The organism is Lentzea cavernae (assembly GCF_014653695.1).
Taxonomy (GTDB): Bacteria; Actinomycetota; Actinomycetes; order Mycobacteriales; family Pseudonocardiaceae; genus Lentzea; species Lentzea cavernae.
Genome location: NZ_BNAR01000008.1, coordinates 151226 through 171497, shown reverse-complemented (window position 1 = coordinate 171497; position 20272 = coordinate 151226). Strand labels below are relative to the sequence as shown.

21 protein-coding genes are annotated in these 20272 nt (G+C 70.0%); 8 read left to right on the top strand and 13 right to left on the bottom strand.

Annotated features, from left to right (window positions below):
- Positions 1–20 precede the first annotated feature (20 nt).
- Positions 21–1073 carry a cytochrome P450 family protein gene (locus tag IE307_RS26080; RefSeq protein ID WP_191301987.1) on the top strand — a complete coding sequence of 351 codons (1053 nt, stop codon included), beginning with the start codon at positions 21–23 and terminating at the stop codon, positions 1071–1073.
- On the opposite strand, the gene IE307_RS26075 is transcribed toward IE307_RS26080, so the two are convergent.
- The 3 genes from IE307_RS26075 to folP are packed head-to-tail and all read right to left on the bottom strand — an operon-like array spanning position 1030 to position 3140.
- Positions 1030–1314: a hypothetical protein gene (locus IE307_RS26075; RefSeq protein WP_084401906.1), complete on the bottom strand. Its 285-nt coding sequence runs from the start codon at positions 1312–1314 to the stop codon at positions 1030–1032. The genes IE307_RS26080 and IE307_RS26075 overlap by 44 nt on opposite strands.
- Before the next feature lie 48 nt (positions 1315–1362).
- Positions 1363–2301 carry a hypothetical protein gene (locus IE307_RS26070; protein ID WP_191301986.1) on the bottom strand — a complete coding sequence of 313 codons (939 nt, stop codon included), beginning with the start codon at positions 2299–2301 and terminating at the stop codon, positions 1363–1365.
- 14 nt (positions 2302–2315) lie between these two features.
- Positions 2316–3140 carry a dihydropteroate synthase gene (gene folP / locus IE307_RS26065; protein ID WP_191301985.1) on the bottom strand — a complete coding sequence of 275 codons (825 nt, stop codon included), beginning with the start codon at positions 3138–3140 and terminating at the stop codon, positions 2316–2318.
- A 62-nt stretch (positions 3141–3202) separates the two neighbouring features.
- Here folP and IE307_RS26060 point away from each other — a divergent pair, with 62 nt between their 5' ends.
- From IE307_RS26060 to IE307_RS26050, 3 genes are all read left to right on the top strand, one after another.
- The gene (locus IE307_RS26060; RefSeq protein ID WP_191301984.1) at positions 3203–4276 is read left to right on the top strand and encodes a DUF2786 domain-containing protein; all 1074 of its coding nucleotides are present in this window, start codon (positions 3203–3205) and stop codon (positions 4274–4276) included.
- Positions 4277–4367: 91 nt separating this feature from the next.
- Positions 4368–4850, top strand: a complete 483-nt coding sequence (locus IE307_RS26055; protein ID WP_191301983.1) for a hypothetical protein — start codon at positions 4368–4370, stop codon at positions 4848–4850.
- A 76-nt stretch (positions 4851–4926) separates the two neighbouring features.
- The gene (locus IE307_RS26050; protein WP_191301982.1) at positions 4927–5199 is read left to right on the top strand and encodes a GlsB/YeaQ/YmgE family stress response membrane protein; all 273 of its coding nucleotides are present in this window, start codon (positions 4927–4929) and stop codon (positions 5197–5199) included.
- A 557-nt stretch (positions 5200–5756) separates the two neighbouring features.
- Here IE307_RS26050 and IE307_RS26045 read toward each other — a convergent pair.
- Together IE307_RS26045 and IE307_RS26040 are read right to left on the bottom strand one after the other, a co-directional pair.
- Positions 5757–6584 carry an SWIM zinc finger family protein gene (locus tag IE307_RS26045; protein WP_191301981.1) on the bottom strand — a complete coding sequence of 276 codons (828 nt, stop codon included), beginning with the start codon at positions 6582–6584 and terminating at the stop codon, positions 5757–5759.
- Positions 6577–9552: a DEAD/DEAH box helicase gene (locus IE307_RS26040; RefSeq protein WP_191301980.1), complete on the bottom strand. Its 2976-nt coding sequence runs from the start codon at positions 9550–9552 to the stop codon at positions 6577–6579. The genes IE307_RS26045 and IE307_RS26040 overlap by 8 nt, the downstream gene beginning before the upstream one ends.
- A gap of 30 nt (positions 9553–9582) precedes the next feature.
- Here IE307_RS26040 and IE307_RS26035 point away from each other — a divergent pair, with 30 nt between their 5' ends.
- Entirely contained in the window at positions 9583–11049 is a 1467-nt protein-coding gene (locus tag IE307_RS26035; RefSeq protein WP_191301979.1) for an aromatic amino acid ammonia-lyase, read from the top strand.
- 81 nt (positions 11050–11130) lie between these two features.
- Entirely contained in the window at positions 11131–12090 is a 960-nt protein-coding gene (locus IE307_RS26030) for a zinc-binding dehydrogenase (protein ID WP_191301978.1), read from the top strand.
- 344 nt (positions 12091–12434) lie between these two features.
- On the opposite strand, the gene IE307_RS26025 is transcribed toward IE307_RS26030, so the two are convergent.
- Together IE307_RS26025 and IE307_RS26020 are read right to left on the bottom strand one after the other, a co-directional pair.
- On the bottom strand, positions 12435–12719 hold the full coding sequence (locus IE307_RS26025) for a MoaD/ThiS family protein (protein ID WP_191301977.1): 285 nt from the start codon (positions 12717–12719) through the stop codon (positions 12435–12437).
- Entirely contained in the window at positions 12716–13795 is a 1080-nt protein-coding gene (locus IE307_RS26020; RefSeq protein ID WP_191301976.1) for a WD40/YVTN/BNR-like repeat-containing protein, read from the bottom strand. The genes IE307_RS26025 and IE307_RS26020 overlap by 4 nt, the downstream gene beginning before the upstream one ends.
- 148 nt (positions 13796–13943) lie before the next feature.
- Here IE307_RS26020 and IE307_RS26015 point away from each other — a divergent pair, with 148 nt between their 5' ends.
- Positions 13944–15632: an acyl-CoA dehydrogenase family protein gene (locus tag IE307_RS26015; protein WP_191301975.1), complete on the top strand. Its 1689-nt coding sequence runs from the start codon at positions 13944–13946 to the stop codon at positions 15630–15632.
- Here IE307_RS26015 and IE307_RS26010 read toward each other — a convergent pair.
- Entirely contained in the window at positions 15629–16255 is a 627-nt protein-coding gene (locus IE307_RS26010; protein WP_191301974.1) for a TetR/AcrR family transcriptional regulator C-terminal domain-containing protein, read from the bottom strand. The two genes, IE307_RS26015 and IE307_RS26010, sit on opposite strands and share 4 nt — an antisense overlap.
- Before the next feature lie 68 nt (positions 16256–16323).
- On the opposite strand from IE307_RS26010, the gene IE307_RS26005 reads away from it, so the two are divergent.
- Entirely contained in the window at positions 16324–16764 is a 441-nt protein-coding gene (locus tag IE307_RS26005) for an ester cyclase (RefSeq protein WP_191301973.1), read from the top strand.
- Here IE307_RS26005 and IE307_RS26000 read toward each other — a convergent pair.
- The 5 genes from IE307_RS26000 to cspE all read right to left on the bottom strand — a co-directional run bounded on the left by IE307_RS26000 (position 16761) and on the right by cspE (position 20214).
- Complete coding sequence (locus IE307_RS26000) at positions 16761–17660, bottom strand: asparaginase (protein ID WP_191301972.1); 900 nt, start codon at positions 17658–17660, stop codon at positions 16761–16763. The genes IE307_RS26005 and IE307_RS26000 overlap by 4 nt on opposite strands.
- Positions 17641–18408 carry an amino acid ABC transporter permease gene (locus IE307_RS25995; protein WP_191301971.1) on the bottom strand — a complete coding sequence of 256 codons (768 nt, stop codon included), beginning with the start codon at positions 18406–18408 and terminating at the stop codon, positions 17641–17643. Before IE307_RS25995 ends, IE307_RS26000 begins: the two co-directional genes overlap by 20 nt.
- Complete coding sequence (locus IE307_RS25990) at positions 18408–19022, bottom strand: amino acid ABC transporter permease (protein WP_191301970.1); 615 nt, start codon at positions 19020–19022, stop codon at positions 18408–18410. The genes IE307_RS25995 and IE307_RS25990 overlap by 1 nt, the downstream gene beginning before the upstream one ends.
- A complete protein-coding gene (locus IE307_RS25985; protein WP_191301969.1) occupies positions 19019–19897 on the bottom strand; it encodes a glutamate ABC transporter substrate-binding protein in 879 nt (292 codons plus the stop codon). The genes IE307_RS25990 and IE307_RS25985 overlap by 4 nt, the downstream gene beginning before the upstream one ends.
- Positions 19898–20007: 110 nt before the next feature.
- On the bottom strand, positions 20008–20214 hold the full coding sequence (gene cspE, locus IE307_RS25980; protein ID WP_191301968.1) for a transcription antiterminator/RNA stability regulator CspE: 207 nt from the start codon (positions 20212–20214) through the stop codon (positions 20008–20010).
- Between the last annotated feature and the right edge of the window lie 58 nt (positions 20215–20272).

Sequence of the window (20272 nt, the reverse complement as noted above, 5' to 3'; positions counted from 1 at the left end):
GCGAACACCACGATGACGGCATGAGCTTCTACACGGATCCAGCCCCGTACTTCGACGAGTGGCGCGCACGGGGACCCGCGCTGGTCGAGACCCCGGACGGCCAGAGGTCGTGGATGATCAGCCGCTACGACGACGTCGTTCAGGCTCTCAGCCACCCCGGCCTCAGCAGCGCCCTTTTCCTCGGCGGCATGCTGAGCCACACGGACCCGCCGGAGCACACGCAGCTACGCAAGCCTGTCGCGCGCGCTTTCTCCACACGGCGCATGGAAGCGCTGCGCCCGCGCATCGAACAGATCGCCAACGAACTCCTCGACGCGTGGGAGGACGCGGAGGAGGTGGACGTCATCGAGACGTTCGCCCATCCGCTCCCGATCACCGTCATCTGTGAACTTCTAGGTGTGCCCGAAGAGGACAGAGACGAGATCCGGACGCTCTCCACCGAGCTGGTCGTCCCCGCGACCATGACCGAGGCCTTCGGCAGGTTCGCGGCGTACGTCGAGCGGCTCCTGAAGACGAAGGAGCCCGGTGACGACGTCATCACCGAGCTCCGCGACGAACCGAACCTCGTGATGAACCTCGTGTTGCTCATCACGGCAGGACACGAGACGACCGTGCACCTCATCGGCAACGGCCTGCTCGCCCTGCTGCGCGACCCGGACCTGAAACGGTCGCTGGCGGACGATCCGATCACGGTTCCGGAGGCCGTCGAGGAGTTCCTGCGCCTCGACGGGCCACTGGCTCTGGGGGTGGGTCGTGTCGCCACGTCCGACGTGATGATCGGAGGGGTCACGATTCCCAGATCTTCGCAGGTCACCATCTCGTTGGGAGCGGCGAACCGGGATCCGTCCCGGTATCCCGATCCGGACGTGTTGCAGCTGGGCAGAGACCCACACGTCGGGTTCGGTCACGGGATCCACTACTGCGTCGGGGCGCGGCTCGCTCGCATCGAGGGTGAGATCGCGTTCGGAACGCTCCTGAGGCGTTCCCCGGAACTCGTGCTCGCCGCTGAGCCCGAGTGGCGGGAGTCGTTCATCCGAGGCTTGGGATCATTTCGCGTGCGACCGAAGCCCTGACGGCGGCACGGGCGGCCGACAGGTCGTCGACCGCGTAAATCTCGGGACAGGACGCGATGACGAGATCCTTGTCCGACGCGACCGTCAGCAAAGAAACTTTCTCCGTCAACGACTTCGCTTGCCGGACAACTCCCTTGGCGTCCACGCGGATCAACGTGACCCACGTCTCTGACCAGGGAAAGTCCGCGACGGCGCTGGATTTTCGCAGGCCTTCCACATCGAACTCGGCAAATCTGGGCATGACACCAAGATAACGAGTCGAGGTAGCGGAAAGGCAAAGATCACCCTTTCACCGCAATGCAGCCAGCAGATGGGACAGGTTGACGCCGGCGGCGTCGGCCAACCGGCGCACGACTTCCGGAGCGGGTGCCAACGGGTGCGTCTCGCGGGTGAACGGCAGGCCTTCACCACCCGAGAACTTCGACTGCGGCGTGACGGGCGCGAGGATCGGGTAGACGCGCCAGCGCGGCACCTTCGAGTCGGCCATGGCGAGCGTGTTCTCGTGCCACAGCATCACGGCCGATGACCGGATGTTGCGCGCGAGGACGCAGCCGTGGCCCGTGAGCGTGATCGCGCGCGCAGCGGCCCGCACGGCGTTGCGGAACTCGCCCTCGACGACCCACACGCCGTTCATGAACTCCGCGGTGAAGCCCTCGGTCTCCAGCGCGGCGATCGTCTCGGCGTGCTGGTCGTCCGCCGCGGCCGTGGCGAGCTCGATGACCTCCTGCACCTCCGAGGCCGTAACGACGCGCGCACCGGCCTCCGTGGAGTGCTGCAGGAGCCGTTCCACGTGACGGTCCTCCGCGTAGGCCGCCCACTCCTGGGCCTTCTCCCACGCCGACCGTGCGATGACATCGGCCTCGGAACCGCCGCGCAGCCGTGCGTCCTGCAGCAGCTGTGCGAGCACCACGGCGATGACAGAGCTCAACAGCGCGTCGTCGCGTGATCCTTCGTCCTCGGGCACGAGAGAGACGACCAGGTCACGCAGGTCGGCACGCCAGCTCTCGTCGCCCGCCCACACGCCGATGGCGAGCAGGTTCAGGTAGTGGTCCGCGAGGGCCATCCGCACGAGCAACGGCTGGGTGCCGGCCTCTCGTGCGTCGCGGCGCGCGGTCGCCTTCATCTGCTGTCGTTCCGCGGGATCCACCACGCTCACGCGGATCTTGTCGAGTTCGTCGAGGAAGTCGTCCCACCGGTCGTCCGAAAACCGGGCGAAGACGTCGTCCACCTGATACCTCCAGCTCACAGTCGAGCGACGGACTCGAGTACTCGTCTGGTGCGCGCCACCTCGTGCGCGCGAAAGACCGCGGCGCCCGCCAACGCCGCGATCGCAGTCGCGACGAGGGTGCCCTCGACGCGCTCGTGCAGTTCCACGCCGAGGGTCTCCCCGACGAAGTCCTTGTTGGACAGAGCCATCAGCACCGGCCACCCGGTCGCGACCAACGCGTCCGTGTGCCGCACCAGCGCGAGGCTGTGCCACGTGTTCTTGCCGAAGTCGTGTGTGGGGTCGATCAGCACGCTCTTGCGAGGCACACCGAGCGCGACCACCCTCTCCGCGCGCTGCGTCGTCTCCGCGATGACGTCCGCGACGAGGTTCGGGTAGCTCACCCTATGCGGACGCGTGCGGGGCACCGCACCGCCCGTGTGCGAGCAGACGTAACCGGCGCCGTACTCCGCGGCGACCTCGGCCAGGTGCGGGTCCGCGCCCGCCCACGTGTCGTTGAGCAGGTCGGCACCGGCCTCGCAGACGAGCCGGCCGACGTCCGCGCGCCACGTGTCGCTGCTGATGATCAGCTCCGGGTACGCGTCGCGCACGCGGGCGATGAACGGCACGACCCGGCGCACTTCCTCGCCCGAGTCGACCAGGTCGCCGGGGCCCGCCTTCACGCCGCCGATGTCCACGATGTCCGCGCCCTCGGCCACGACGCGGTGCACGGCCTCCATGGCCACGTCCTCGGCGTAGGTGGCGCCCCTGTCGTAGAACGAGTCGGGGGTGCGGTTGATGATCGCCATCACCAGCGCGTGCTCACGGACTACGGTCCGGCCGCGGAACTGGAGCTCGATCACATCCCGTGTCTACCAGGTGGTCCCCGACCTGTGCACATGGCGGACGTCTCATACTGCGTGACGTGGAACTGGTGAAAGCGGTCGACGCGCTCTGGCAGCGCGGCTGGCTGCCGTACGACGTGCGCGAGATGGTGGCGCGTTCGCTCGATGAGTCCGCCACCTCTCTCGTGGTGGACGTGATCGCTCTGTCTTGTTCGCCGCATGCCCCGGAGACGGTGCATCCGCGGTGGAAAGGTCAGTTGGACGAGATCGGCGCCTCCGTGTGGTGGGAGGGGGAGCTGCTGCAGGCGTGGGCGACACGGCACATCGAGACGCTGTCGTACGCGAACCGCACGGCGGCTGAGCTGCTGAAGCTCCTGGGGCGGATGCCCTCGTTGCCGCAGATCCTGCCGTTGCCGGGCGACGTGCTGATGTCGGCCGTGCGCGCGGGGCTGGACCCGAAGGTGCTCAACCGGGTGCGCGGGCTGCTGGCGAAGGCCGAGTCGACGGCGTTCCCCGAGGAGGCCGAGGCGCTGTCGGCCAAGGCCCAGGAGCTGATGAACCGGTACGCGCTGGAGCGGGCGATGCTCGACGCGGACCTGCCGGCACTCGCCACCTCGCGGCGGTTGTGGCTCGACAAGAGCTACTTCAAGGAGAAGTCGCAGCTCGTGCACGTGGTGGCGGAGGCGTTCCGGTCGCGGGCGGTCGCGTACGACGGGTTCGGGTTCGTCGCGCTGGTCGGGGACGAGGTGGACCTGGAGAGCGTGGAGCTGCTGTCGACGTCCCTGCTCGTGCAGGCCACACGGGCGATGGTCGCTGTGGGTGGCAAGGCCGGGAAGGGCAGCGAGGCGCGCTCACGGCCGTTCCGGAAGTCGTTCCTGGTGGCCTACGCGTCGCGGATCGGGGAACGACTGGAGGCCATGACGGCCGCGCCGGACTCCCCCGACTCGCCGGACGACCCGATCGTCTCGGACGAGCGGTTGCTGCCGGTGCTGGCGGACCGCAAGAAGGCCGTGGACACGTTGTTCGAGGAGATGTTCACGCGGACGCGGACCTCACGCGTGACGGTCCGCTCGGCCGCCGGCTGGGGTGCGGGGCGCAGGGCCGCGGACAGGGCCGACATAGGTACCGGCCGAGGAGCCGTGACGGCGGGCTAGCCACCCCATCGGGTGAACTCCCCGCATCACCGGGGCCTCCAGGGGCCTCACCCCGGAAAAACCGTCAGACCCCGTCCCTAACGTCGACCCCATGACATCCACCTTCCACAACGAGGTCAAGCTCGGCGAGGTCAACTACCGGCTGAGCGCGACGACCGACTCCGACGACTCGATGGTGCTCGACCTGCTGGGGTCGCTCGACTCCGGCGAGGTGATCGCGGACGGCCGCCTGCGCCTGCCGGTCGAGGGCGGCACCACGATCGGCAAGCTCCTCTCGCGCGTCCTGGGCGCCCACACGCGCCTGCGCAGCCGCCCCACCCGCCACGCCAACGCCAACCAGCCCTGGACCGAAGCCCTCGACACCGCACTGCGCACCACCTGGCTCACCCCGTCCGACGCCGGCTCCCCGAAGCTCATCAGGTCCCTGGCCGACGAGATGGAGCGCTCCCCCACCGCCATCCGCGCCCGCCTCGCGCGGGTGGGCTGCGACCCGGACGTCCCGGGCCGCGAACTCTCCGCGACAGCCGCCGTGCTGCTAGGGGGGAACTCAGGGGCGGGTCAGGGGAAGACCTGATTCGCGAGACCCCCCGCCCGGCGGACCCTGGAGTGGCAGGCACCAGAGTCAAGTGCAGTGTCACAGGGGGTACACAGTGGAAATCGGCGGCTTGTTCACCGCGCTCCTCTTCGGCGCGATCATCGGCGGCCTCGGCCGCCTGGTGATGCCGGGCAGGCAACACATGTCGCTGCTCGCGACCATCCTCGTGGGCATCGTCGCGGCCCTGCTGGGCACCGCGGCGGCCACCGTCCTGGGCGTGGCCGACACCCCGGGCATCGACTGGATCGAACTGGCCCTGCAGGTAGGCCTCGCCGGCGCCGGCGTGACCCTGTGGTCCAACCGCTCCAGGCAGAAGCTCCCCCACTGACCCTCCGGGCACGGGCGGCCCCACGCCGCCCACCCCCTCACCCACACCCGCCCGCCGACCCGAGCCGCCTCGCCTTCCGCGCGCCCCCACGCCACCGCGCCCGGACCGCACAGCGCCCAACGGGTCCGGCGGCCCACCGGCCGCCGACCGGTACCGCCGAGCACCGTCACGCCTCTGGCCGTCACAACCCGGGCCTCGCTGCCGTTCCGCGCCTGAACGCGCTCGGACTCCAGTGCCCCACCGGGTGCGCCATGGCATCAAGCGCGTTGCGCGCGGTCCCGGCTGCTTCTCCCGCGCCTGCGAGCAATCAGGCAACACCGTTGCGCTCAGGCACGATCTGCCGCCCTCTTGCAGAGGCAGCCACTGGCGCGCATCCGCAGCTGGAAGACGGTCCCGGCGAGTCGGTGTTCCTGCGGCTCGGCCGGATCTGATCATGCGGGCCACCGGGTGCCCCGTATGAGGGCGTGGCGACGCCATCTCCGGGGCGCTCGCCCGCGCCTCTCACCGAACGAATTTGGAGGCCAGCCACCCATCACCCCCTCCCCGGGACATCACACCTAGTCGCCTGGCGGCAGGGAGAGGTAGGCCGGGCGCAGCAGGTCCACCAGCGACGCCTTGCCCACCGTGATCGGCACGGCCTCGAGCTGGTCGAGCACGGCGTCGGCGCGCACCACCGCGGTGGGGTCGCCGAGGTTGATGCTCGTGGCGGTCTGCTTCTGCCAGAACGTGTCGAGGCACTTCGTCAGCGGCGGCGCCTCCTCGCGAGCGATGGCGGCGCGCGCCGTTCCTCGCAACGTGCGGAGGCGTTCGAGCAGTTCTTCACGGCCGCGCCCGCGCCAGGCGAGGATCTCGAACGGGTCGTTGTCGAACGACTCGGCCAGCAGGTAGCAGGTGGCGGCGAGGTGTTTGCACGGCACTTCCCAGTCCGGGCAGGTGCAGTCCATCGTCAGCTCGCGCTGTGTCGCGGGGAAGAGCTGCAACCCCAGCGACGCGAACAACGTCTCGATGTCGGACGGCATCTCGCCGGCCAGCAGCTTCGCCGCATAGAGGGCTTTGCCCGCGAGGGCGTGCTCGATGCGTTGCCATTCCTGGCCCGTGAACGACTTGATCGCGACCCGCGTCTTGTACGGCGTGGGCCGCGAGCCCTGCACCAGGGCGATGACCATGCTCGTGGACAGCGACAACGACAGGACCTGGCCCTGCCGCGCGTAGTTGCGGCCGCGGGTCAGCCTGCCGCCCATGCCGAACGACTCCAGCACCTCGATGAAGCGCCGCGACCACCAGGTGGCGCCGATGTCTCCGCGCTTGCTCACCGCCTTGATGCCGTTGTCCACCTTGATGGTCTTGCCGTAACGAGGGCCTTCACCCGACCAGTGCTCACTCACCGACGGCCTCCCCGGACAGCGTCAGCAGGTCCCTCAGCTGCGCGGTGGACAGGTCGGTGAGCCAGTTCTCACCGGCGCCGACCACCAGCTGGGCCAGAGCGCGCTTCTCCTCGATCATGGCGTCGATGCGCTCCTCCAGCGTGCCGATGCAGACGAACTTGCGCACCTGCACGTTGCGGCTCTGACCGATCCGGAACGCGCGGTCGGTCGCCTGGTCCTCCACGGCCGGGTTCCACCACCGGTCCAGGTGGATCACGTGGTTGGCGGCGGTGAGGTTGAGCCCGGTGCCGCCTGCCTTGAGCGAGAGGAGGAACAGCGACGGACCTTTCTTGTCCTGGAAGCGTTCGACCATGCGGTCGCGGGCGGCTTTGTTCGTGCCGCCGTGCAGGAACATCACCTCGGTGTCGAAGCGCGCGGCCAGGTACGGCACGAGCATGCTGCCGAACTCGGTGAACTGCGTGAAGCACAACGCCTTGTCGCCCTCGGCGAGCACTTCCTCCAGCACCTCCTCCAGGCGGGCGAGCTTGCCGGAGCGGCCGGCGACGCGGGAGCCGTCGCCGAGGAAGTGGGCCGGGTGGTTGCAGACCTGCTTGAGCTTCGACATGGTCGCGAGCACCAGGCCCTTGCGGCCGATGCCTTCCGCTTCCTCGATCTTCTCCAGCATGTCGTTGACGACGGCCTGGTAGAGCGAGGCCTGCTCGGTGGTGAGGTTGCACAGCTGGCGCATCTCGACCTTGTCCGGCAGGTCGCTGATGATGCGCGGATCGGTCTTCACGCGGCGCAGCACGAACGGGTTCGTGATCTTGCGCAGGCGGGCGGCGGCGTCCTGGTCGTTGTGGCGCTCCACCGGGACGGCGAAGCGGGCGCGGAACGTGTTGACCGTGCCGAGCACACCGGGGTTGGCGAAGTCCATGATCGACCAGAGCTCGGCCAGGCGGTTCTCGACGGGCGTGCCGGTCAGCGCGACGCGGTGCCGCGCGTTGAGCCGGCGCACGGCCTGGGACTGGCGGGTGGCGCTGTTCTTGATGTTCTGCGCCTCGTCGAGCACCACGCGATCGAAGGTGAGGTCGCTCAACGCGTCGGCGTCGCGGGCGGCGAGTGCGTAGGTGGTGAGGATGAGGTCGTTGCTCTCCACGGCTTCGCGCAGCGAGTCGCCGTCCAGGCGGTCGGCGCCGTGGTGCACGTGCACCTTCAGCTCCGGGGTGAACCGCGCCGCCTCGCGTTGCCAGTTGCCCACGACGGACATCGGGCACACCAGCAACGTGGGAGGCCTCGTGCCGTGAGAGCGGTTCAGCGCTTCCAGTGCCAGCAGCTGAACGGTCTTGCCGAGGCCCATGTCGTCGGCCAGGCACGCGCCCAGCCCGATCTTGTCGAGGAACGCGAGCCAGGCCAGTCCGCGCTGCTGGTACGGGCGCAACTGGGCGCCGAAGTTCGCCGGCGGCTCAACGGGTTCAAGCTGCTCGTCAGCTTTGCCGGACAGCAGGTCACCGAGCCAGCCGTCGGCCTCGACCGCCATCAACGGCAGCGGCAGGCTCTCGTCCTCCTCGGTGAGTCCACTGTGGAGCATGACTTCGGCCGCGGTCATCTGCCCACCGCCGCGCCGGAGGAACGCGAGCCCTGCCGCGAGCCGCTTCTGGTCGACCTGGACCCACTGGCCGCGCACCTTGACCAGCGGCACCTTCGCCCTGGCGAGCTCGGCCAGTTCGGCGTCGGTGAGCGATTCCTCGCCGAGGGCGAGCTCCCACTTGTAGTCCACGATGGACTTGAGGCCGATCTCGCTCTCCTTGGCGACGGTTCCAGCGGTGCCGCGGCTCTTGGTGGTGAGCTTCAGGCCCAGCTTCGTCGTCTGCTGCCACCACGACGGCAGCAGCACGCCGAACCCCGCCTGCGCCAGTACGGGCGCCGCCTGCAGGAATCGGTACGCGCCCTCCGCGCCGACCTCCATCTCGGCCGGGTGCGAGCCGCGCAGCGCCTCGTCGAGATCGGGGTGCAGCTTGCTCGCGCGGCCGAGGTCGGCCAGCAGGTGCTCCTGCGGCGCCGGGATCCAGCGCCGCAGCACGCCGTCGTCCGCGAACCAGACCTGGTGCGCGGGCACGAGGACGCTCGGCTCGTCGACGGCCTGCAGCAGGAACTCGACGGCCCACTCGTCCTCGTCGCGCTGCTCGGGCGACCGCAGTCGGAAGCACGTGCGCACCGGGCTCTCGCTGCCCGCGCTGCCCCTCCAGCGGTCCAGCTGTTCGCGCAGTTCGTAGAGCTCGACCGGGTCCGCGTCGAACGCGGGCTCACCGGTGAGCGCGGCGAGCCACGACTCCGCCGTCGTCTCGCGGCCACGCCGTACCGGGGCGAGGGCCGTGCCGCTCAACCGGCTCCGCACCTGTTCGTCGACGGCGTTCGTGAGTGCCGCGCGCACCAGCTCCGCCGGGTCGCTGGCGATCTCCTCGCACCGGCAGGCGGGCGGCATCGAGGCCTGCAGCGCCGCGAACCGCGCCGAGTCCGTGCCCGACAGCACCGGCGCCCACCGCGCGACGGCCCGATCCGGCGCGACCGAGGGGAGCACACGGCCGCGGTCGACCAGATCGGCGGCGAACCCGGCGACGTCGAACACGAACCGCGCGGAGTCGCTCAGCCGCGTCTCGGCACCGATCTCCGGGATGCCGTCGAAACGGATCGTGGGCACGCCCCACTGCCGCAGCTGCACCTTGCCGCGCGGCGCCCGTCCGGCCGTCAGCGGGTCGCGGACCAGCTCAGGTGACGCCATGGGTCCCGACGCGAACGACGGCAGCAACAGCGCCCGCGTGGTCGTTTTGTGTGGTTCCTGCCCGAGCGCGGCGGCCAACGACTCGGGCGGTGCCGCGAACGGGTGTAGCGCGTCCCGGCGCGTGCTCTCGCTGCGTGCGGGCAGCACGGAGTCCTCGGCCCACAGCGAGAGGACGCCGTCGGTCGTGCACAGGCCATGCAGTACGAGCACCTTCGAACCCTATGTGCTCACATTGGCGCCATGGTCGAAGACTCCCCTGTCGTGCTGGACGGTCAGTCCCTCAGCGCCGACGACGTGGTGCGCGTCGCGCGGTACCACTCCCCGGTGACCCTCCACGCTGATGGCCTCGCACGACTCGAAGCGTCGTGGGGCGCGAGCCAGCGCCTTGTGGTGCGACGACAGGTGTACGGCCGCACGACGGGCGTCGGTGCGAACCGCGACCAGATCATCAGCACCGAGGGCTGGGCCGAGCACGGCCTGCGCCTGCTGCGCAGCCACGCGGGCGGGCTCGGCGGCATGCTCCCCGAGGAGCAGGTGCGCGCCATGATGGTCGTGCGCCTCAACCAACTGCTCGCGGGCGGCGCCGGCGTGCGCAGAGCCGTGGCCGACGCGCTGCTGGCCGCCCTGAACAGCAGCTGCTACCCCGGCGTGCACGAGTACGGCGCCATCGGCACGGGCGACCTCACCGCGCTGGCCGAGACCGGCCTGACCCTGCTCGGCGAGCGCTACTGGCTCGGCTCCACGCAGACCCCGGACCCGATCGAGCTCGACTCGGGCGACGCGCTGGCGTTGATCAGCAGCAACGCCCTGACGATCGGCATGGCGGGCCTGGCCTGGCAGGACGCGCACCAGCTCCTGAAGGCCACCCACGTCGTCGCCGCGCTGTCGTTCCTCGCCGTCGACGGAGCCGCCGAGGCCTACGACGAACGCGTCCACCTCGGCCGCCCGCACCCCGGCCAGCTGGCGGTCGCCGCCGAGATGCGCCGCCTGATCGGCGACCCCGAACGCCCGGCCGCGCGCATCCAGGACCCGTTCGGCTACCGCTGCTTCCCGCAGATCCACGGCCCGGCCGTCGACGCCGCCACCGACCTCGCCCGCGTGCTCGACGTCGAGTTCAACGCCGCCGCCGAGAACCCGCTGATCGTCGCCGACCAGTTCGGCGAGGAGGACGACGCCGCGTACCACCACGGCGCCTTCCACAGCGCGTACCTCGGCCAGGCGCTCGACCGGCTCCGCCTCGCGATGCTGCACACCGGCCACATCTCGACAGCCCGCCTGGCAACGCTGGTGGAGCCGAACTTCACGGGCCTGCGCCCGTTCCTCGCCGAGGGCGTGCCCGGCAGCTCGGGCGTGATGATCCTCGAGTACAGCGCCAACTCGGCCCTGGCCGAGGTCCGCACCCTCGCCGAACCCGCGAGCATCGGCAACGCCGTCGTGTCGCGCGGCCAGGAGGAGAACTCGAGCTTCGCCTTCCAGTCCGCCTCCCAGGCCCTGCGTTCGCTCAGCGCGTTCCGCCTGGTGCTCGCGTGCGAGGCCGTCGCCGCCGTCCGCGCCCTGCGGCTGCGCGGCATCAAGCCGTCCACGCCTGCGCTGCGCGCCGCCTTCGAGGCAGCCGAGTCCAAGCTCAACCCGGAGATGTCCGACCGCCAGCTGAGCCCGGACGTCGAGGTCGCCTCCGCACTGCTGGACGACTTCGCCACCTGCTGACTCCGGCCCTTGATCTCCACCAACCTGGAGCTCTTACGGTGAGATGCGACCAGGTTGTTCGAGGTGGGGGATGTGGTTGTGGTGCGTGCTGTCCGTGTGCACGAGTTCGGCGGGCCCGAGGTGCTCCGCGTCGAGGAGGTCCCCGAACCGATGGCCGGCCCGGGCCTGGTGGTGGTCGGCCTGGAGGCAGCCGACGTGATCCTCCTCGACACGCTGCTGCGCGGCGGCTGGGGCGGCGAGTACTTCCCGCTGACCCTCCCCTACGTGCCCGGCGGAGGCGGCGCGGGCCACGTGCTCTCCGTAGGCGAGGGCGTGGACCCGGCCTGGCTGGGCCGCCGCGTCATCAGCCGCGGAGCCGGGGGCTACGCGGAGAAGGTGGTGTTCGGGGCCGGGGAGATCGTCGCGATCCCCGACGGCCTGAGCGCCCCGGAGGCCGCGGCGATGGTGCACGACGGCGCCACCGCACTGCTGCTGGCCCGCCTGGTCGAGATTCCCAGGGGCGAGTGGGTCCTGGTGGCCGCTGCGGCGGGCGGCGCGGGTTCGCTGCTGGTGCAACTCCTGCGCGACGCCGGCGCACGGGTGATCGCGGCTGCCTGCGGTGAACGCAAGCTCGCACTGACCCGCGAACTGGGCGCGGAGCTGGCCGTCGACTACTCGGTGGACGGCTGGAAGGACCAGGTCCGCGAGGCGACAGGCGGTGTCGGCCTCGCCTTCGACGGCGCGGGCGGAGCACTCGGCAGGGCCGTGTTCGAGGTGGTGGCCGACGGCGGCCGCTTCGTCACCTACGGCAGCTCGGACGGGTTCGCCGACATCGATCCGGACCTGGCCGGCCGGCGCCGGGTGCGGGTGGACGACGTGCTGGCGGCCGGGGCGCCCGACCCGGTGACGTTGCGCGGGCTCCTGACCGACGCGCTCGCGCTTGCCGCGGCTGGGCGGCTCCGGCCGGTGATCGGGGCGACGTATCCGCTGGAGGAGGCCGAGAGGGCTCACCGGTCGCTCGAGGAACGCGCCACCCTCGGGAAGTCGCTCCTGCTGATCTGACCGCTCCCCACCCGCCTTGCCGGACAAGGTCGGGGTGGCTGGTGGGCGACGGATGGGTGGCGGCAGCCGGCGAGTGGCGGCAGCAGGTGGGTGGCGGCGGCAGGTAGGGAGTGGCGGCAGGTAGGGAGTGGCGGCAGGTAGGGAGTGGCGGCAGGTGCGGGTGGCGGCAGGTGCGGGTGGCGGGGCGCCAGCCAGCAACGGCGTGAAGCGGCGGGTGATCGATAGCGGGCGGAATGTCGGCAGGCAAGATCCGGGCAGCCGGGCAGCCAGACAGCCGCAGCCAGGCAGCCGGCGGCGGGGGTTGCGTCGCCCATCCCCGGTGCGGCGCAACCCCCGCCGGGCCGTCAGCCGCCTGCCACGCTGGGCAGGATCTGGATCTCGGCGCCCGCCGGGAGCGGGGTGTCCGGGCCTGCCAAGCGGCGGCACTCCTCACCGTTGACGTAGAAGTTCACGTAGCGGCGCAGGCCCGCCTGCTCGTCGCGCAGGCGGCGGTCGAGGCCCGGGTAGGTGGCTGCCAGGACGTCGAGGGCGGCGCCCAGGGTGGCCGGGGGTGGGACGTCCACGTCCAGGTGGGCGGCGCCGGCTGTGGTGGTGCGCAGGACGCCGGGGATCAGGACCGTGACCTTCACGTGGGGATCACCGCTGCTCGGACGGACATGACGTCGGGGAGGTGGGCGGCGACGCGGTGCCAGGTCTCGCCCTCGTCGGGGCTGGCGTAGACCTCGCCCGAGCGGGAACCGAAGTAGACGCCGGGGACGTCGGCGTCGTCGGTGCACAGGGCGTCGCGCATGACGGCTGTCCAGAAGTCGTCCGGGAGGCCCTCGCCCAGGGCCTGCCAGGTGTCGCCGGCGTCCTGGGAGCGGTAGACGCGGCACTTGCCCTCTGGTGGGAAACGGCGGCCGTCGGCCTCGATGGGGAACGTGAAGATCGTGTCCGGGTCGTGGGGGTGGACGACCATGGCGAAGCCGAAGTCCGTTGGCAGGCCGGAAGCGATGGACTGCCAGGTGTCGCCTCCGTCGTCGCTGCGGTAGACGCCGTGGTGGTTCTGGGCGTAGAAGCGCGACGGGGCGGCCGGGTGTTGCGCGACCTTGTGGACGCATTGGCCGAATTCCGGCCACGGGTCGGGGAAGAAGTACGCCTTGATGCCCTTGTTGCGGGCCTCCCAGGACTTGCCGCCGTCGGCGGTGCGATAGACGCCGCCGGTGGACATCGCCACCAGCACGCGGTCGGGGTCGACCGGGTCGGGCACGATCGTGTGGACGGCCTGGCCGCCGAAGCCCGCCTCCCACTCCGGGCGGTGCGGGTGGTTCCACAGGCCCTCGACGAACTCGAACGAGCGGCCGCCGTCGGAGGACCTGAACAACGCCGACGGCTGCGTGCCCGCCCACACCACGCCCGGCTGCGAGGCCGGTGCGGGTTGCAGCTGCCAGACGCGTTCCAGGGCCGCGTCCTGCACGGGGAACGCGATCGGTGGCGTCGGGGACTCCTCCCACGTGGCCCCCAGGTCGTCCGAAATGGACACGCCGGGGCCGAAGTGCGGCGAGGCGACGCCGGCCAGCAGGCGGGCGCCGGCACGCGTGTCGAACGCGACCGCGTACACCTCCTGCATCGCGTGGTGCGGACCGTCGACCTCCCACGAGACGCGGTCCTCGCTGCGGGCGAGCCACAGCCCCTTGCGCGTACCGATCGCCACAACCACCGTCATCGCAACGACGCCTCCAGACTCGAAGAGATGTGATGCGGAGCACGTTACGCCGGGGGTCCGACAATTTCCGGGCGTGCGGGAAACCCCACGTAGACCCGCAAGTTACTCACTGGTAGCGTCCGAGCGCAGAGACGCAAGGAGGCGCACAGTGCTGCTCGACCCGAACCACTACGACCCGGCCCACCTCGACGACGAGACCCGCCGCCTGCTCAGGGCCACGGTCGACTGGTTCGAGGCCCGCGGCAAGCGGCAGCTCATCGCGGACGCGCAGGACAAGGTCTGGTACACCGAGTTCCTCGACTTCGTGAAGCGCGAGAAGCTCTTCGCCACCTTCTGCACGCCGAGTTCGGTGGACGGCACCAAGCGCTGGGACGCCGCCCGCAACGCCGCGTTCAGCGAGGTGCTCGGCTTCTACGGCCTGCAGTACTGGTACGCCTGGCAGGTCACGGTCCTCGGGCTCGGTCCCATCTGGATGAGCGGGAACGAGGAGGCCAAGCAGAAGGCGGCAGCACTCCTCGACTCAGGCGCGGTCTTCGCGTTCGGCCTCTCCGAGAAGGAGCACGGCGCCGACGTCTACAGCACCGACATGATCGTCACGAAGACGGACACCGGCTACACGGCGACCGGCGGCAAGTACTACATCGGCAACGGCAACGTCGCCGGCATGGTCAGCGTCTTCGGCAAGCTCGCGGACTCCGACGAGTACGTCTTCTTCGCCGTCGACAGCCAGCACGAGAACTTCCACCTCGTGAAGAACGTCGTGGACAGCCAGATGTTCGTGAGCGAGTTCCGCCTCGACGGCTACCCGATCACCGACGCGGACGTCCTGCACCGCGGCCCCGACGCGTTCAGCGCGGCGCTCAACACCGTCAACGTCGGCAAGTTCAACCTCTGCACGGCGAGCATCGGCATCTGCGAGCACTCGTTCTACGAGGCGATCACCCACGCGCACAACCGGATCCTCTACGGCAACCCGGTCACGGACTTCCCGCACGTCCGCCAGAACTTCGTCGACGCGTACGCGCGCCTGTCCGCCATGAAGCTCTTCGCGGACCGCAGCGTCGACTACTTCCGCAGCGCCGACGAGAACGACCGCCGCTACCTCCTCTTCAACCCCATCACCAAGATGAAGGTGACGAGCGAGGGCGAGAACGTCATCGACCTGCTCTGGGACGTCATCGCGGCCAAGGGCTTCGAGAAGGACACCTACTTCACCCGCGCCACGGCCGACATCCGCGCGCTGCCCAAGCTCGAGGGCACCGTCCACGTGAACCTGGCGCTGGTGCTCAAGTTCATGCCGAACTACCTGTTCAACCCGGCGCAGTACGACGAGGTCCCGACGCGCCACGACGCGACGGACGACGACTTCTTCTGGCACCAGGGTCCCGCGCGCGGCCTCGGCAAGATCCAGTTCCACGACTGGGAGCCGGTCTACGCCGAGCACGCCCACCTGCCGAACGTGAAGCTGTTCCACGAGCAGGCCAAAGCCATCAAGACCCTGCTCACGAAGGCCGCCCCGGACGAGGCCCAGCAGAAGGACCTCGACTTCCTGCTGAACCTCGGCCACCTCTTCACCCTGGTCGTCTACGGCCAGCTCGTGCTGGAGCAGGCGAAGATCACCGGGACCGACCAGAACGTCCTCGACCAGATCTTCGACGTCCTGGTGCGCGACTTCGCCGGCTACGCGACCGCCCTGCACGGCAAGGCCAGCAGCACCGAGGCCCAGCAGCAGTGGGCGATCGGGCAGATCCGCAAGCCGCACGTCGACCAGGCCCGCTTCGACGCCGTGTGGCAGCAGGTGGAAGCGCTCTCCGGCCGTTACGAGATGCGCCCCTAGGTCTGGTAGCGCTCCAAGCCCGCGATCATGAGTTCGAGCCCGAACTCGAACTCCTGGTCGTGGTCGTAGGTCCCCAGCTCGTCCATCACCCCGGCGGACAGCGGGAACGCCGACACGTCGGCGTCCTCGTAGGGCGACAACGCGATCCCGCCCAGTTCCGGCGAGGTGGCGACCTCCCGCATCAGCGTGCCCAGCAGGTACGACACCATCGCGCGCATCATCCCGACGGCGACCTCGCCCCGGAAGCCCGCGCGGTCGAAGTTCATCAGCGCCGCCTCGATGGTGCGGAACCCGGCCTCGCTGCTGAGCCTGCGCGTCGCCAGCATCACGAACGCGCGGGGGTGCCGGCGCGCCAGCTCCCGCACCGCACGCGCGTGCGCCCGGATGTGGTCACGCCAGTCGTCGCTGTCCACGTGGTACGGCCGCGCCTGCCCCATGATCCGCTCGGCCGCGAGGTCCACCAGCACGGCCTTGTTCGGCACGTGGTTGTACAGCGACATCGTGCCCGCGCCCAGTTCGGCGGCGAGGCGCCTCATCGAGACGGCCTCGACGCCCTCCCGTTCGATCAGCCGCACCGCCGCATCCACGATGCGGGCGCGGGTCAGCGGTTCACGGGACGACACTGGCGAAGACCACGTGACGTGGAGTAGCTTCCCTGCGACGTACGGCGTACGTAGGAGGGTCGGCCGGAATGACCGAGTCCAAGGCGCTCAGAGCGCTGCGTGAAGCGATCGTCTTGGAGCACGTCGAGTCGCAGAACGACCACGACTTCGACACCTCTCTGAACACGTTTCCGCACCCCCGGTACGAGATCATGGCGTCCGGCCAGGTCTTCGAGGGCGTGGACGCGGTCCGCGGCTACTGGCAACGCACCCGTGCGGCGTTCCCCGACCAGCGCAGCAAGGTCATCGACGTCCACCACGCGGACGACGCCGTCATCATCGAGTTCGAACTTCAGGGCACGCATCTCGGCAGCCTCATCGGCGAACAAGTTACCGGACGGTCGTTCAAGGTCAGGATGGTCGGTTTCTTCCTCTTCGACAAGGACGTCCTCACCTGCCAGCGCGTCTACGGCGACACCGCGACCGTGATGGCGCAGCTCGGCATGCTCGAGGTTCCCGAGCAGTTCTAGAAGACGACCCGCACCTCGCCGACGACCTGTCCGCCCCCGAGCACCGGCACGGACAACAGCTCCTCCGCGGGCGACACGTCGACCCCCATCTCCGCCAGCGCCCTGAGCCCCACGGCCGTGGTGGCACGGGGGTTGCCGTCGAGCACCTTCACCGCGACGGCGTGCCCGGCGGCGGTCGCCAGCACCAGCACGCCCTCCGCGCCACCCTTCGCCACCACCCCCGGCAGCCGCTGCATGACCACGGTGTTCACGTGCCCGGTCCCGCCGACGTACTCGGGATGCCCGCGCATGGCCTCGGCAACCGGCGTGCGCACCAACCCCTGCATCGCGCGCGCCAACCCGTGCAACGACAAGCCGTACACGGGCGCACCGCAGCCGTCGATCGCAGTGTGCACAACGGACTCCCCGGACAGGTCCTCCACCGTCCGCATCACCAGCCGCTGCAACGGATGCGCCGGGTCCAGATAGGTCTCCACCGGCCACCCCGCCTCGACGCACGCCGCCAGCATCGCCGCGTGCTTGCCGGAGCAGTTCATCCGCACCCGAGAGGGCTCCGCCAGGCGTTGACGCGTCGGCTCGTCCTCCGGCCAGGAAGCAGGGCACCGCAACGACTCCACCGGCAGCTCGCCGAGCAGCCGCAGCACCAGCTCGACGTGCCGGTCCTCCCCCGTGTGCGACCCGGCCGCGATCGCCAGCGCGGGCCCGGCCAGCGGCGCTCCCGCGGACAGGCAGGCCAGCGCCTGGAACGGTTTCATGCACGACCGCGGCAGCACCTGGTCGTTCACCGCGCCCACGGACACGCCCACCTCGCCGGACGGCAGCAGGCCGACGACGCTGCCGTGGTGCAGGCTCTCCACGAACCCCGACCGGGTCACCTCAGCGAGCAGTGCGGGCACGGGAAGCCTCCAGCCGGCGGGCCAGCCAGGACAGCGCCAGGTTGACCACGAGGTAGACGAACGCGACGACGAGGAAGGTCTGGATCAGCAGACCGTTGTAGTTCGCGAGCACCCGCCCGTTGAACAACAACTCCGTGTAGGACACGACGTAGCCCAGCGAGGTGTCCTTCAACAGGCTGACGGCCTGGGTGACGAGCAACGGCGTCATGTGCCGCACGGCCTGAGGCAGCACCACGAACCGCGTCACCACCCCGTCCGGCATGCCGAGCGACAACCCGGCCTCGCGCTGACCGGGTTCGACCGACTCGACACCCGCCCGGAAGATCACCGCGTAGGACGCCGCGTGCGACAACGCCAGCGGCACCACGAGCTTCCAGAACAGCGGCAGGTTCACCCCGAACGACGGCAGCACGAACAGCATCACGTACACGAGCAGCAGCACCGGGACAGTGCGCATGATCTCGGCATAAGCGCGGGTGAACCGGTTGGGCCGCAACGCGAGCAGCAGCCCGCCCGCCGCGGCCAGCACTCCCGTCGCGCCCGCGGCCAGCACCGTCGACCCGAGGCCCTCGAGCAGGTAGCGCCAGATCGGCCAGGTCAGGTAGGGCCTCCACCGGTCGGCGTCCAGCTGGCCACCGGCCGCGAACTGCCGCAGCCCCAGCGCCACCAGCCCGGCGAGCACCGCGGCGGAGACCACCGAGGTCCAGAGGACCCTGCGGCGGAACCGGGGTCCGGGAGCGTCGAACATCAGGCGAACCGCCGTTCCAGCACCCGAGCCCCGTACCCGATCCCGGCCGCCATCACCAGGTAGCAGAGCCCGACGCCGGTGAAGACCAGCAACGGCTGCGCGAGCTCCAGGTTGATCCGCTGCGCGGCACGGGTCATGTCCACCACGCCGACGACACCGGCCAGTGCCGTGGCCATCGTCAACGCGATCGCGATGTTCGCCAGCGGCTGCACGACGCGCCGGGAAGCCTGCGGCAGGACCACGTGCCGCAACGACTGCGGCACCGTCAGCCCCAGCGCCCGCGCGGCCTCGCCCTGCCCGGACGCCACCGAGTTCACGCCCGACCGCAGCGCCTCCGCGACGAAAGCCGCCTCGTACAGCGCGATCGCCGTGAAGGCCGTCCAGAACAGGGGCATCTTCACGCCCACCTCGGGCAGCCCAAAGACGAACAGCACCAGCCACGCGAGCAACGGGATGTTCCGCCACACCTCGACGTACACGGCGCCGACAGCCCGCAGCAACGGCACGGGAACGATCCTCAGCACGGCGACCAGCGACCCGACGAGCACGGCACCGGCGAACGACAGCAGGGTCAGGGCGACGGTGTTCAGGAAACCTTCGAGGACCAGGCTCATGAGGCGATCGCGGGTGGCGCCGGCGCCTCGCCGGTGACCACGGTGCCGATCGTCTGCTTCCAGACCTCCTGCCACAACCCCGACTTGCCGATCTCGCGCAGCCAGTCGTTCACGAACTTCGTGAACTCGGCGTCGCCGTGCTTGATGCCGATGCCGTACAGGTCCTCGGTGAACGGCTCGCCGACGAGCCGCAGGTCCGCGTCCTTCGACGCGTCGGCCACCAGGATCGCCTGGTCCTGCACGTACGCGTCGCCGCGACCCTGCTTCAGCGCCGTCAGGCACTCGGGGTCGGAGCCGAACTCGAGGACCTCCGCGGTGGGGGCCACGTCCCGCACCGCCTTCACGCCGGGCGTGTTCGCGCCGACGATGACGGTCTTGCCGGCCAGATCGGCGGGTTTCGTGATGCCGGTGCTGCCCTTGGGGACCGCGATCGACTGCCCGGACCGGTAGTACGGACCGGCGAACGACACGCGCTCGGCCCGTTGCGGGGTGATCGTGTACGTCTGGACGATCACGTCGACGGTGCCGTTGGCCAGCAGCGGTTCGCGGGTCTCCGAGGTGGCGGTGAGCAGGTCCGTCGAGGGCTTGCCGAGGACGTACTGCGCGAGCAGCTTGCCCAGGTAGGCGTCGAAGCCGGTGAGCTCGCCGCTGACCGGGTCGAGCTGGGACAGCAGCGGGGCGTCCTGGGAGCCGCCGATCAGCAGCTCACCGCGCTTCCTGATGCGGTCGACGGCGGAGCCGGGAGTCACCTGACCTGCGTAGACCGGTGCCTTCGTCAGCAGGGCGTCGATCTTGCCCCCACCGGGCACCGCGCTCTCACCGCCGGAGCACCCGGCCACGAAGAGCAACAGAGCGGCTACGAGCAGTCTCCCCATGCCGCGAAACTACTGATCGTGTTCGACCGAGCACAAGACGCACCGAAGCCGCCTGTCCGATACAGGACAGACGGCTTCGGTGTCAGATCAGCTGTGCTGACCGGTCAGACTCAGACGGCGCGGACGCCCTGGGCCTGCGGGCCCTTCTGGCCCTGACCGATCTCGAACTCGACCCGCTGGTTCTCCTCGAGCGACTTGTAGCCGCTCGACTGGATCTCCGAGTAGTGGACGAACACGTCGGCGCCACCGTTGTCGGGGGAGATGAAGCCGAAGCCCTTCTCCGCGTTGAACCACTTGACGGTGCCCTGTACTGCCATCTTGCTACTTCTCCTCTAACAGGTGCCGGATCGCGCTCGCGACCACCGGGTCAAGTCA